Consider the following 12,007-nt stretch of genomic DNA (forward strand, 5'->3'; position numbering starts at 1 on the left):
GGTACTCAGCGCGCGGCTTCCAGGTGCTCACGCCCGCCTGGCCCGGGATGGACCGCGAGGTGGAGGAGCTGCGGGCCGACCCGGCCCCGATCGCCGCGCAGCGCATCGCCGACATCGCCGACCACTACGCGGCGATCGTCAAGGGCCTGCCGCGCCCGCCGATCATCATGGGCCACTCGTTCGGCGGCCTGATCGCCCAGTTGCTGGCGGACCGCCGCCTCGGCGCCGCGGTGGTCGCCGTGCACCCCGCGCCGGTACGGGGTGTGCTCAAGCTGCCGCCCAGCACGCTTCGCTCCGGGTATTCGATCCTGCACAACCCGGCCAACCGGCACCGCGCCGTGCCGTTCACGCCGGAGGACTTCCGGTACGCCTTCGGCAACACCATCAGCCAGCAGGAGTCCGACGCCGCCTGGGAGCGGTACGCCGTACCGGGCGCCGGGCACGTGCTGTTCGAGGCCGCGTTCGCCAACCTGGACCCGAACTCCGCCACCGAGATCGACAAGAAGCGCAGCGACCGCGCCCCGCTGCTGATCACGGCGGGCGGCGAGGACCACGTGGTGCCCGCGACCTTGGCCAGCTCGATCGCCAACCTCTACCGGAGTTCGACGGCGCTCACCGGCTACCGGGAGTTCCCCGGCCGGTCGCACTTCGTCGGCGGCGAACCGGGCTGGGAGGAGGAGGCGGACTACGCGCTGGAGTGGGCGGTCGAGGCGGCGAACGAGTACTCGCCGACAGTGGTCGCCGAGGCCCCGCGACGGCGTTGACCCACGGAGATATCAAGATCAGCGAAAATTGATATCATCACCTCGTTCGAGTGCTCGGACGAGGAGGCGCACGTGTCCCGGACCATCCTTGACGTCGACGACGACCTCCTGGCCGAGGCCGCCGAGATCCTCGGTACCGGCACCAAGAAGGCCACCGTCAACGCCGCGCTGCAGGAAGTGGTCAACCGGGAGAAGCGCCGGGAGTTCGCCGACTGGCTCAAGAGCGGCGGCCTGCCGGACCTCACCGACCCGCAGCAGGCGTCGAAGCCCGAAGCGGCATGACGCGGGAGCGCTACCTTCTCGACAAGTCGGCGCTCGCCAGGTGGCCGAAGCCCGCCGTGGCACCCGTCCTGGACGAGTTGTCCGAGCGCGGTCTGCTGGCGGTCTGCGGGGCGGTCGAGATCGAGGTGGTGCACAGCGCCCGCTCGGCCAAGGACGCGCAGCGCGCTCGATGGCTGCTTCGCGGCTTCGACTGGCTCGCCATGACGGACGACATCTGGGATCGTGCGATCGACGTCCAGGTGCAGGCGCTGCACAAGGGCAACCACCGCGCGCTTTCGATGGCCGATCTGCTGATCGCCGCGACGGCCGAACGGCATGGCGTGACCGTTCTGCACTACGACGGCGACTTCGACCTGATCACCGCGATCACCGGCCAGCCGACGACGTGGGTCGTCCCGGCCGGAAAGGCCGACTGACCGACTACGGTCCTCACTCCCACGAGTCGCCCCCGAACTGGCGCAGCCACTCCATGTTCCGGTCGTGCTGCTCGTCGCTGATCGGCGGCGGTTGCGCCAGCCTCCGACGGGCCCGCTCGACGTCTTCGTCGGTCACGACTCGTGCATACTCCGCTTTTGGTGCGGCATGCGGGCGTCCGACCCTGGTCTGGCGGGTGCTCATCGCGGCCGGAACCGCCGGGAGCACTCACCGTCGTGTCCGGGCCGGAGCAGACACCGCTGCCCGCCGGACAGCAACAGGTCGCAGAACACCCAGTGGCGGACGTTCTGGTCGTCCTCCGCCGAGACCGTGGTGCCGCCGGGCTCGGTCTGCGGCAGGACGTGCGACCAGTGCGCCACCACCCGGGCCAGCCGCTGAGCGGAGAGCAGGTCGTTGACGACGACCGGCAGGTGGATCACCCAGCGCTCGGTCACCTGTCGTACCCCCGTTCGTTGCGGGCCCGGGCCTGCTCCGACTGCCAGCGACGCAGCGCGTTCTTGATCCGGTCTGTCTCCCGGCGGCTCTGCGCCAGCGCGTCGTAGACGACGGCCAGGTCACCGGCGACGCGGTCGAGGAACTCCCGCACCTCCTGCGGATCGAGCCCACGCCGGCCCAGCTGGGTCGTCCGGAAGCTCCGCTCACGGACCTGCCACGGACGCAGGGGCTGGTAGGTGGACGAGCGGTAGCAGGTCGATCCGAGGACCGACCGCCGACGACGCCGGACACGCCGGAGGAAGACGCGCATGACAGGACCTGCCTCTCACCGTCGAGATCGAACCGTGGAAGGGCGGGCCCACCGGCCCGCCGCGCACCGGCGGACCCACCCCGGCACCTGCCACCGCAGCCTTCGACCAGCAGTACGTCAGCAGGGCTCATATGGCCACTGAGCAGCGACAACTCCACAGTGGCCGCAGGGGAAGTGAAGCACCGCATCGAATCAAATGCAACGTCTAACAAACGGTGTACTAGCAGCGCCGGACTTCATTGATAGAACTCAGCGTGACGTGTCTATTGTTTCTGATACATCGGGGGCGCTAAATTGAGCGAACGCGCGTCAACCGCTACCTGACCATCGGAGGCATTGGTGTCACAGGCCGTAACGGGATCCACGATGCTTCGACGGCAGCTCGGCAGGAAGCTCGAATCACTTCGCAAGGCTGCCGGCCTGACGATGGAGAAGGCGGCCGAAGAACTGGACCGGGCGCGGGCAACCCTTTACCGCATCGAGAGCGGTGCCGAGAACGTCCGCTTCCGCGCAGCGGACGTCAGGGAGATGCTCAAGCTCTACGGAGCTTCCGAGGACGACACCGAACTGGTCCTCGCGATGGCATCGGCCACGCGGGAGAACAAGAACTGGTGGCACGACTACATCGGCTCGGGCCTGCCGCGCTGGTTCCAGCTCTACATCGGCCTTGAAGCCGCGGCGTCCAGCATCCGGCAGCACCAAGCCGAGTTGGTTCCCGGCCTACTCCAGACCCGCGCCTACGCCGAGCAGCTCTTCCGGATGCCCGGCGGCGCCATCGAGGCAGGTGACCGCGAGGGCCAAGAGCGAGCCATCCAGCTCCGCGTGGAGCGGCAGGCACTTCTCACCCGCTTCTCCGCCCCACAACTCAGCGTGATAATCAACGAGGCGGTGTTGCGGCGTCCGGTTGGTGGAGCGACCATCATGACCGAGCAGCTACACCAGATCCTGAAGGCCGCAGAGCTACCCAACGTAACCGTGCAGGTTCTAGCTTTTTCTTCCGGGCTGCACGCCGGAGCGATGGCCGGGGCTTTCTCGATCCTGGACTTTCCGCGAGACAGCAGCGGCAAGGAGGTGGAACCGCCGGTGACATACCTGGAAGCCGCTACCGGCGCCATCTACCTCGACAAGCCACACGAGACCGATGCCTACAACACCATCTGGACTGACATAGCGAGCCGCGCGCTGAGCGAGTCCAAGTCGAAGAGCCTGATCCAACATGTCGCAGAGGAGTACTCCCGTGCCTGACCTGACCGGCGCCGTCTGGCGCAAGTCGACCCGCAGCAACAACGGCGGGGAGTGCGTGGAGGTGGCCGACAACCTCCCCGACGTGGTCGGGCTACGCGACAGCAAGGACCCCGCCGGTCCGGCCCTCGCTTTCCCGCCGAGCAGTTGGGCCGTCTTCATTCAGGCCGTCAAGAGCGAGACGCTGAGCCGCTGACCGGCCGTCGCGGCTGGTTGGCAGGCGTACGACGAGGTGTTGCCGGACGATGCCGACCGGCCCGGCCGCACCATCCAGATCCTGACCTCTGGCGCGGGCGAGTACGGGTCGATGGGCAGCGCCTTAAGCGTGCTGACCATCCCCGAGCCGGCCGATCCGGGGGTCGTCTGCGTCGAGACCCACGCGGGTAGCCTCTATCTCGAAGGCCAACAGGTCAGGGAGTACAGCCGCGTCTTCGGGCACCTGGTCGCCAGAGCGGCCGGCGCCCGGGAGTCGCGCGAGCTCATCATGGGGCGATCGACGAGCTGTGAGAGGACGGCGCGGGTGGAAGAGGCCAACCAGGCGACGGTGACCTGGCGCAAGAGCACCCGCAGCAACGGCTCCGGCGACTGCGTCGAAGTCGCGGACGGCCTGCCCGGCGTCGTCGGGCTACGCGACAGCAACGACCCCGCCCGCCCGGCGCCGGAGCGGCGGTCTCGGCGTACTGACAGAGTGCTGCGCGGCTTCCGGTGAACGGCACCGCCACCGCCTGCGGCGATCGACGTGGATCAGGAACGGCGCGAAGGGCCTCTCGTAACAGCCGGATAGGGGCAGGTCGTCACGGCTCCTGGCGTTGTTGTGGAGGCGATGCCAGATTCACGCTGCCGAGGATGTCGCGCGCCTGTACCACCGGCCCGCCGACGCGCCCCGAAACGGTATTGGTCACCGCGTCAGCTCGCAGGTACGCCTGGTGGTAGGTCTCCCACCGGCGGCCCAACTCCTGACCGAAGTCCGGATCCTGCGCGACGGCGTCGGCCAACGCCCGGCGCAGGGCAACCGCCCGGTCATCGACAGTCGCGGGTGTCGGCTCGATGGCTAGTGAGGCCTCCAGACCGCGATGATCTCTGGCCTTGCCGCGCACGAGGCGTACCAGTGAGGCAAAGGCCTCTCTTCCCGCGCCAGCGATACCCTCCGCCGCACGGGTCGAGAGGGCAACTGCGATGGCCGTGAGGATTGGATCATTCATCCGAGTCTCCCAAGTTCGCTTCGCGCTCGGCGCCTTCCCATTCGACATCCGCCAGCCGTCGCTGGACCTCCGCCGCGAGGGGGTCGTCGAGTTCCAGCAGCGTCAAGAGCGCGCCCGTGAAGGCTTCACGGGCTGCACGTCGTTCGTCGAGTGCCAGGTACGCGTCGCCCGCGTAGGACTGGGCCAAGGCGACATGCCGGCGGTCGCTGAGTTCTCCGAACAGGTCAATCGCGGCGGTCAGCGCAGTTAGCGCGGCTGGATGGTCACCGGCGCGCAGCAGCGTCTGGCCGCGATGCAGCTCGACGAACCCCTCGCTCCATCGGTTGCCCAGACGCTTGAAGATCTCCATGGCATCGGCGTATGAGGCGAGCGCCTCAACGAGCCGCCCAGCACCGCGAAGGGCATGGCCAAGGCTCATGAGCGCCAGGCCGACGCCGCGTTCTTCCCCCATGCGGCTGAAGGTGTGTAGCGCCTCCCGCGCGTAGCGGGTGGCTTCCGCGAAGTTTCCCCGGTCCTCGTACACCAGGCCGCACCCGCGCAGGGCAAAGCCCAGAGTCCACAGGTCCTCGACATCCCGCGCCACCGCCAGCGATTCGGTATAGCTGCGCAGGGCCTCGTCGAAGTCACCCCGGTCCCACCAGGCGTCGCCGAGACTCAGCAGCAGCCAGCCTTCGGCCAGGCGGTCGCCAGCATGGCGGGCGCACTGCAGCCCGGTGAGGTGACTGTCCACCCATGCCCTCCAGTAGGAGCGCCTCTCGAAAAATGCCATCCCGGCGAGCGCGATCTCCCAGCCGAGTTCATGCTGACCCCACCCGGGACCGGCCCGAATGATGTCGAGGAGATTGAGTCGCTCCTGCTCGCACCACCGGAGGGCCTGGTCCAACTCTTGGCGGGGAGGGTCGTCGAGGCCGGGCAGTGGGCGGCCCTGTGGGAGGATCGCCCGGTAGGCCGCATAGGTGTGGCGCAGATACCAACGCAGCAGAGCCTCCCGCGCGTCTTGGAGGGCTTCCGCGCTCTCGTCCAGCTTTGCGCGCTCCACGGCGTACAGCTTCAGCAGGTCGTGAAGGCGGTACCGGTTCGGTCCGCTCCGTGCCAGCAGGTGCAGCCCGACCAGTGATTCGAGGTGGCGACGCACGGCTGGCGGAGCAAGCCCGGTGAGGCTGGCCGCAGCGTCCAGAGCGATGTCCACCCCGGGATGGAGGCCGATGAGGCGGAACACCCGCGCCGTGCCGGAATCGAGTGCCTTGTACGACCAGGAAAAGACCGTTCGCACAGCTGACAGCTCATCGTCCTCGACTGCGAGCGCGTCGAGCCGGCTCTCCTCAGCCGTCAACTCCTGCACCAGGTCCGCTAGTGAGATGTCCTCGTCGAGGCAGGCCCGGTCGGCTACGATCCGCAGAGCCAACGGCAGGCGAGAGCAGAGTTCGACGAGTCGAGCCACCGAGTCCCGCTCCCGGTCCACTCGTTCGGATCCGATCGTCTTTACTAGCAGTCGCGTCGCGTCCTGGCTCGACAGCACATCCAGGACGGCGCGGATGGCGCCGTCACGAACAACCAGCCCGGAAAGCCTGCTGCGGCTCGTGATAATCACCATGCAGCCGGGGGAGGCCGGGAGAAGCGGCCGGACCTGCTCGGCGCTGGCGGCGTTGTCGAGAAGAACCAACATCTTCCGGCCAGTGGTCAACGACCGGTAGAGCGCAGCACGTCCATTCAGGTCCCGTGGGATCTTTTCGGCAGGCACGTCCATGGCACGCAGAAACCCGTCCAGAGCCTCATGAGGAGTCAACGGCGGCACGGCGTCGTAACCACGGAGGTTGATGTAGATATCCCCGTCGGGAAACCGGTCCCGGACCCGGTGGGCCCAGTGCACGGCAAGCGCTGTCTTGCCGACCCCGGCGCTCCCGGAGATCGTCGAGATGGTCACCACCGGCAACTCAGCCCTGTCGGTGACGAGTTCGACCTCGTCGAGCAGCGAGTCGAGTTGCTGTATGTGCACCTCGCGGTCGACGAAGCCCTTGGTGGCGGGCGGCAGTTGCCGTGGCGAGGGCAACGGCACATCGGTGACGGCACGCAGGCTGACATTGCCCTGGATGACTCCGGCCTGGATCACCGCCCCGCCATTGCCGGAGAAGTCGTTCTCGACCGGGGTTCTGTCGTCATTCATCAGACCGCGCATCGGCTGGTTCGGCCGCCAGGAACTCACGGCGGAGCAGCCCCATGAGTACGACATCGCAATGCCGGCCCGCCAGGAACTCCTGCTCCCTGAGGAGTCCCTCCTGCACGAATCCCAGTCGGTCGTGCAGTCGCAAGGATGCGGCGTTGTCGGCGTGGATCTCGACCAGGCACTTGTGGTAGCGACGCTCGGTGAACATATAGGTCAGAAGGATGCGGGCCGCCGCGCTGCCGTAGCCACGCCTGCGGTATGCCGCGCCGATCCCGAGACCATAGCTGAAGGTGCCCGCCCGCCCGTCGGTACGGTGGGTCGAGACTGCTCCGATCATGCCCTGGCCGCCGATCGATTCGACGGCCAGGGCGAAGCAGTCGTTGTACCCTTCGGCCTGGCCGAGACGCTCGATGTCTTTGCGCACACGTTCCCGCGACCGCGGTGGTTCGACCATATAGACGGAACGAGACCCGGCGATGTCCTGCGCGAAGTCTTGGTAGTAGCCGCCGTCCTCGGGCTCGATGGCCCGGAGCCTCACCAGGGTGCCCGACCAACCGGAAAACACGGAACCGCCAATCAACTCGCCACCGTTACGGTCGCGGGAAGATGAGAGAACCGGGTGGCCCTCGTCCACGCCCGGTCCCGCCACTGGCAGTGCTTCAGCACCTCGGCAGGGTCTTCGGTGACACTGAAGCCCACGAAACGATCATCGTCGGTGAAATGAAGGAAAGCCACCAATCTCGAATCGAACAGCCAGTAGTCGTATTCCGGCAAAGCCAGCTCGGCCGCCCGCTCGCGTTCGAGGTAACGGATATCCTCACCCGCTGCCAGGTTGTGCGGCGTCACCGCCATCTCGAAGCGAAGGTACTCACTTGGGGGCTCGTCAACGACCCGCACCCGCTCCACCCTCTTGCCCTTCGAGGTCTCCGCCTCCATCAGGTCGAGCCACGACCGGAGCCACTCGATGCCGGGATCTTCTCCGGCGAGGAACTTCTGGAACGGCTCATCCTCCGAAGCAAGGCCGTATGAACGCCGCACCTCCAGCTTGAAGGAGGCGTGCTGGAAATCTTCGAAGAGGCGCTGGAACGCGTCGGGATCAGTGACGAGCGGTCCCATCTCAGTCCTTCTTCTCGAACCAGGACATCAGTTCACGTGGCACGACAACGAACGTCTCGTTGGGCAGTACGTCGCGCACCTGCGCGAGCGCCTCCGGGTCGGTCAACTGATAGCCCTGCACCACGATGTCCCCCTCGTCGGTTTCATAGAGGCTGGGGCACGAACCAGAGTTGCTCGACGTGGTCAGGAAGCGAAGCTTCATCGTTCCTCCTTCAGAGGGCCCACAACTACTAACCGTAGTTGCCCGACATACGTTTCATCAACAGACTTCAAAGTCTGAACATTCGTGCATCACCCCTGCGTACGATCGGGCCAGCTCGGGGCACCCCGGGCAGCAGCACCAAGATTGGACGGGCTGAGCTACGGCGAAGTCACACGTCGGAAACATCAGCGCGGCCCGACCTGGGATCTTCCAGGTCTTGAGGTCGGCGATAGCGCGTTCGCCGTAGGCGCATATTCTCGCGTGGCCCGGGGGCACGCTCGAACGGAGTGGGCACGCCGCCACGGGCTGCTTGATGGCCCATATCGGCGACGGGCATCACGTCTCTCTTTGGGCGAGTCCCGATGATGCCGTGGGTCGGGGCATGGGCCGGGCCAGGCAACGCCGGTAATGCGCAGATGTGACGGCGACGGGCTCGGGTGGCAGCGTTACAGGCGGCGCTCGTCGCGCAGGTCGGCCAGTCGGACCGAGACGTCCGTGGCGTCCTCAGCTCGCTCGATCGCCTCGGCAAGCTCGGCCGGGACGACGGCAGCCAGGCGCTGCCCCCGGCGGGTCACGTAGGTGATCCGCCCGGCGTAGTAAGCACGCGACACGACATCCGCGAGCCTGTCTCGGGCATCGGAGATCGGCAGTTCGGCGGCGGGCTCGCTCATGTCCCGATCGTACGACTCGTACGACTCGTACAACTCGTACAAGTGCAAAAGTGCCGCCTGCCGACCCTGGTGTGCGGGTGGGTCCGCCGGGTATGACGGAAACATGAGGGCGAGTTTCCGTCTGGGCCGGATCGCGGGCGTACCGGTCGGCGTCAACTGGAGTGTCCTGGTCATCTTCGTGCTGATCGCGTGGGCGCTGTCGGCGAGCCTGTTCCCGGCCTCGTACCCCGGTCACTCCCCCGTCGCCTACTTCGCGGCCGGCCTGGCCGCCGCCGTGGTCTTCTTCGTCGGTCTGCTCGCCCACGAGGTGGCGCACGCGGTGGTCGCCAAGCGCAACGGCATCGAGGTCGAGGGCATCACGCTCTGGCTGTTCGGCGGTGTCGCCGAGCTGAAGGGCGAGGCGAAGGACCCGGGCGCCGAGCTGCGGATCGCCGGGGTCGGGCCGCTGGTCAGCCTGATCATCGGCGTGTTCTTCGCGGCGATCGCGGTGGCGGTGGCCGCCGCGGGCGGGCACGGGCTGCTGCTCGGCGCGCTGGCCTGGCTGGCGGGCATCAACGTACTGCTGGCGATCTTCAACGTGCTGCCGGCCGCCCCGCTGGACGGCGGGCGGCTGCTGCGCGCGGCGGTGTGGAAGTTCACCGGCGACCGAACCAAGGCGTCGGTGGTGGCGGCCCGCGCGGGCTGGGTGCTCGGCGTCGTGCTGATCGGGCTGGGGCTGTGGCGGTTCTTCACCGGCGCGGGGTTCGGCGGGTTGTGGCTGGCGCTGATCGGCTGGTTCCTGCTCGGCGCCGCCGGCCAGGAGGAACGCGCCGCCCGGATGGGCGACGCGCTGCGCGGCATCCGGGTCGGCGACGTGATGACGCCGCAGCCGCAGACCGCGTCCGGCGACCTCACAGTGGCCGACTTCGTCGACCACTACCTTTTCGCGTACCGGCACTCCGCGCTCCCACTGACCGTCGACGGCAGGCCGGTCGGTCTGGTCACGCTCGATCGGGTACGCGGCATCGCGGCGGACCGCCGTGCGTCGACCACGCTGGCCGAGGTGTCCTGCCGGGCCGACGAGCTGGTGCTCGCCCGCCCGGACGAGCAGCTCACCGACCTGCTGCCCCGGCTCAACGAGTGCACCGACGGCCGCGCCCTCGTGGTGGTCGACAACCAGCTTGTCGGCATCGTCTCGCCCAGCGACATCAGCCGCGCGGTGCAGCGCGGCAGCCTGCGCCAGCAGATGCCGGCCGGACGCTGAGTCAGTCCCGGGGGAAGTAGCGGTCCATCTCGGCGGTGCGGAACTTCCCCTTCGGGTCAAACTCGCGCAGCAGCGCGGCGAAGTCGGCGTGCCGGGGGTACGCGGCGGCGGGATCGCGCTCGAACAGCTTGCCCCAGTGCGGGCGGGGCGCGAACGGGGCGAGCCGCTCCTCCACCTCGGCCAGCACCGGCGCGACAGCGACCGGATCGCCGATCCAGGTGAAGTGCAGCGCCAGCGAGTCGCGCCGGAAGTTCGGGCTCAGCCACAGCTCGTCGGCGGCGACCGTACGCAGCTCGCAGATCTGGAGCACGGCGGCGATGCGGTCGGCGACCGGGTCGAGCGCGGCGAGCGCCGCCGTCGCGTCGGCCCGGGCCACGTGCCACTCCGACTGCAGCTCGTCGCCGCTACTGGGGGTGAAGCCGAGCCGGAAGTGCGGCAGCCGCTCGTGCCACGGCCCCGGCTCGCCGAGCTGGGCGGTGCAGTGCTCCGGCGACATGCCGGGCACCGGGTGCCGGGGCGAGTCGGCGGCCACCGTGTCCAGCCAGTCGGCGGGCGGCGGGGCCTGGTCGGCGTACTGCTTCACCCACACCTGGTCGAAGCGCTCCGAGCGCCACGAGGTGAAGACGCTGACGCTGTACGCGGCGTCGAGCGCCTCGTCCAGCGCGGCGCGGGGCAGGCCCAGACGGACGTGCTGCCGGATCTCGTACGTGGGCACCACGTCGAGCGTGAGCCGGGTGACCACGCCCAGCGCGCCCAGGTTGACCACCAGCCCGGCGAACCGCGGGTCGGCCCGGTCGACGGTGATCAGGTCGCCGTCGGCGGTGACGAGTTCCAGCGCGGCGACGGCGGCAGCGAGGTTGCGGTTCCGCGCGCCGGAGCCGTGGGTGGCGGTGGCGACCGAGCCGGCCACCGAGATGTGCGGCAGCGACGCGAGGTTCGCCAGCGCGTACCCCTGGGCCTGGAGCGCGGTGGCCAGGTCGCCGTAGCGGACGCCGGCCGCGACGGTGACGGCGCCGCGGTCGGGGTCGAGCGCGACGGCGGGTGGCAGGCCGTCCAGCGCGATCTGGGTGCCGGTGGTGTCGCCGAGCCGGTTGAACGAGTGGCCGGTGCCGACGGCCCGGACCAGGTCGGCCTCCGCGACCAGCCGCCGCAGTTCGTCGGTCGAGGTCGGCCGCGATCGGGTACGCGCCGACCAGCTGACGTTTCCGGCCCAGTTCGTGTCCGTCATGCGCGCCATCATCCGCCATCATGCGCCGGCAGGGTTGCCCCGGCCACTCGGCGGGAATCCTGGCGGGATGAGCAGCTACCGCGACCCGAGCCTCCGCGGCGACGTGTACCCGTCGGAGGAGGAGATCGACCCGACCGGCGTGGACCCCGACGCTGCGGAGATGCCGCCCGCCGGTGTGGGACCCGCCGGTGTGGGTGTGACGCCCGCCGCGACCGCCCCGGTTCCGGGGCCCACGCCGGAGCCCGAGCCGGACCCGGTGCCCCACCCGGGGCCGCCGCCGCGCCAGGGGGCGGCGGGCCGGTCGATCGTGACCCGGCACCTGGACGGCTCCGTCGAGGTGGTCACGGATCTGGACGGCGACGGTGTGGCCGACGTGGTGCAGATCGACCTGGACGGCGACGGCGTACCCGACGTGACGTACCTGGACAGCGACCGCGACGGCCGCCTCGACACGGTCCGCCGCGCCACAACAAGCTGACCCGCCCGCCGCCCACGCGACTCGGCGACGATCTTGGAGTTCTGGCGTCCACACCGCCGTTGATCATGCAGTTGCTGCCCCGACAAGAGCCGTAAATCCGGCACCGGAAGGGCCGCAACCGCAAGATCGCGGGGTTTGTGGGGGGCGGCGCGGGAGTGCCTCCCGTAACGCGAGATTGTTGTTCCGCAAGGTGGGACCGCTGGAGATCTTGGTACGGAACGGCCCCTATAGGGGC

Annotated in this window: 17 protein-coding genes and 3 pseudogenes; 9 read left to right on the forward strand and 11 right to left on the reverse strand. The window is 68.7% G+C overall.

Translation table 11 applies throughout. The features are described from left to right. From KBX39_RS10040 to KBX39_RS10050, 3 genes are all read left to right on the forward strand, one after another. A partial coding sequence (locus KBX39_RS10040; RefSeq protein ID WP_210870153.1) for an alpha/beta hydrolase occupies positions 1-764 on the forward strand: 764 nt, incomplete at its 5' end. A gap of 72 nt (positions 765-836) precedes the next feature. Further along, positions 837-1,046 carry a type II toxin-antitoxin system VapB family antitoxin gene (locus tag KBX39_RS10045; protein ID WP_043329142.1) on the forward strand — a complete coding sequence of 70 codons (210 nt, stop codon included), beginning with the start codon at positions 837-839 and terminating at the stop codon, positions 1,044-1,046. Then, entirely contained in the window at positions 1,043-1,462 is a 420-nt protein-coding gene (locus KBX39_RS10050; RefSeq protein WP_210870155.1) for a PIN domain nuclease, read from the forward strand. Before KBX39_RS10045 ends, KBX39_RS10050 begins: the two co-directional genes overlap by 4 nt. Before the next feature lie 13 nt (positions 1,463-1,475). Here the strand turns inward: KBX39_RS10050 and KBX39_RS33775 are convergent, their stop codons facing one another. From KBX39_RS33775 to KBX39_RS10060, 3 genes are all read right to left on the reverse strand, one after another. After that, a complete protein-coding gene (locus tag KBX39_RS33775; protein WP_255423672.1) occupies positions 1,476-1,598 on the reverse strand; it encodes a hypothetical protein in 123 nt (40 codons plus the stop codon). A 62-nt stretch (positions 1,599-1,660) separates the two neighbouring features. Further along, positions 1,661-1,915: a hypothetical protein gene (locus tag KBX39_RS10055; RefSeq protein WP_043329135.1), complete on the reverse strand. Its 255-nt coding sequence runs from the start codon at positions 1,913-1,915 to the stop codon at positions 1,661-1,663. Next, a complete protein-coding gene (locus tag KBX39_RS10060; RefSeq protein ID WP_043329134.1) occupies positions 1,912-2,226 on the reverse strand; it encodes a DivIVA domain-containing protein in 315 nt (104 codons plus the stop codon). The genes KBX39_RS10055 and KBX39_RS10060 overlap by 4 nt, the downstream gene beginning before the upstream one ends. Positions 2,227-2,592: 366 nt before the next feature. Here KBX39_RS10060 and KBX39_RS10065 point away from each other — a divergent pair, with 366 nt between their 5' ends. The 4 genes and pseudogenes from KBX39_RS10065 to KBX39_RS10080 all read left to right on the forward strand — a co-directional run. Continuing rightward, the gene (locus tag KBX39_RS10065; RefSeq protein ID WP_210870157.1) at positions 2,593-3,471 is read left to right on the forward strand and encodes a helix-turn-helix transcriptional regulator; all 879 of its coding nucleotides are present in this window, start codon (positions 2,593-2,595) and stop codon (positions 3,469-3,471) included. Beyond that, the gene (locus KBX39_RS10070; RefSeq protein WP_210870159.1) at positions 3,464-3,664 is read left to right on the forward strand and encodes a DUF397 domain-containing protein; all 201 of its coding nucleotides are present in this window, start codon (positions 3,464-3,466) and stop codon (positions 3,662-3,664) included. The genes KBX39_RS10065 and KBX39_RS10070 overlap by 8 nt, the downstream gene beginning before the upstream one ends. Positions 3,665-3,703: 39 nt before the next feature. Beyond that, positions 3,704-3,952 (forward strand): annotated as a pseudogene (locus KBX39_RS10075) (Scr1 family TA system antitoxin-like transcriptional regulator); the annotation flags it as partial. Between the two features lie 36 nt (positions 3,953-3,988). Further along, positions 3,989-4,123 (forward strand): annotated as a pseudogene (locus KBX39_RS10080) (DUF397 domain-containing protein); the annotation flags it as partial. A 139-nt stretch (positions 4,124-4,262) separates the two neighbouring features. On the opposite strand, the gene KBX39_RS10085 reads toward KBX39_RS10080, so the two are convergent. The 7 genes and pseudogenes from KBX39_RS10085 to KBX39_RS10110 form a co-directional block, all read right to left on the reverse strand. Continuing rightward, a complete protein-coding gene (locus KBX39_RS10085) occupies positions 4,263-4,670 on the reverse strand; it encodes a hypothetical protein (protein WP_210870161.1) in 408 nt (135 codons plus the stop codon). Further along, positions 4,663-6,834, reverse strand: coding sequence for a tetratricopeptide repeat protein (locus KBX39_RS10090; protein ID WP_210870163.1), 2,172 nt, complete (start codon positions 6,832-6,834; stop codon positions 4,663-4,665). The genes KBX39_RS10085 and KBX39_RS10090 overlap by 8 nt, the downstream gene beginning before the upstream one ends. Then, the gene (locus KBX39_RS10095) at positions 6,827-7,468 is read right to left on the reverse strand and encodes a GNAT family N-acetyltransferase (protein WP_210870165.1); all 642 of its coding nucleotides are present in this window, start codon (positions 7,466-7,468) and stop codon (positions 6,827-6,829) included. The genes KBX39_RS10090 and KBX39_RS10095 overlap by 8 nt, the downstream gene beginning before the upstream one ends. Then, positions 7,411-7,950 (reverse strand): DUF6879 family protein, encoded by a 540-nt coding sequence (locus tag KBX39_RS10100; protein WP_210870167.1) that lies wholly within the window; start codon positions 7,948-7,950, stop codon positions 7,411-7,413. The genes KBX39_RS10095 and KBX39_RS10100 overlap by 58 nt, the downstream gene beginning before the upstream one ends. 1 nt (position 7,951) lies before the next feature. Further along, complete coding sequence (locus tag KBX39_RS10105) at positions 7,952-8,152, reverse strand: hypothetical protein (protein ID WP_210870169.1); 201 nt, start codon at positions 8,150-8,152, stop codon at positions 7,952-7,954. Between the two features lie 204 nt (positions 8,153-8,356). Continuing rightward, positions 8,357-8,570: pseudogene (locus KBX39_RS33235) on the reverse strand (IS5/IS1182 family transposase); the annotation flags it as partial. A gap of 28 nt (positions 8,571-8,598) precedes the next feature. Then, a complete protein-coding gene (locus KBX39_RS10110) occupies positions 8,599-8,823 on the reverse strand; it encodes a type II toxin-antitoxin system prevent-host-death family antitoxin (protein ID WP_210870171.1) in 225 nt (74 codons plus the stop codon). A 103-nt stretch (positions 8,824-8,926) separates the two neighbouring features. Between KBX39_RS10110 and KBX39_RS10115 the strand changes: the two genes are divergently transcribed. Continuing rightward, positions 8,927-10,066 (forward strand): site-2 protease family protein, encoded by a 1,140-nt coding sequence (locus KBX39_RS10115; protein WP_043329128.1) that lies wholly within the window; start codon positions 8,927-8,929, stop codon positions 10,064-10,066. Between the two features lies 1 nt (position 10,067). Here KBX39_RS10115 and KBX39_RS10120 read toward each other — a convergent pair whose 3' ends face one another. Further along, positions 10,068-11,294, reverse strand: a complete 1,227-nt coding sequence (locus tag KBX39_RS10120) for an FAD-binding protein (protein ID WP_282102382.1) — start codon at positions 11,292-11,294, stop codon at positions 10,068-10,070. A gap of 67 nt (positions 11,295-11,361) precedes the next feature. Between KBX39_RS10120 and KBX39_RS10125 the strand changes: the two genes are divergently transcribed. Further along, positions 11,362-11,772, forward strand: a complete 411-nt coding sequence (locus KBX39_RS10125; RefSeq protein WP_210870175.1) for a hypothetical protein — start codon at positions 11,362-11,364, stop codon at positions 11,770-11,772. The last annotated feature ends 235 nt before the right edge of the window (positions 11,773-12,007 follow it).

Origin of the sequence: Micromonospora sp. D75, assembly GCF_018070405.1 — a bacterium.
Classification (GTDB): domain Bacteria; phylum Actinomycetota; class Actinomycetes; order Mycobacteriales; family Micromonosporaceae; genus Micromonospora; species Micromonospora chalcea.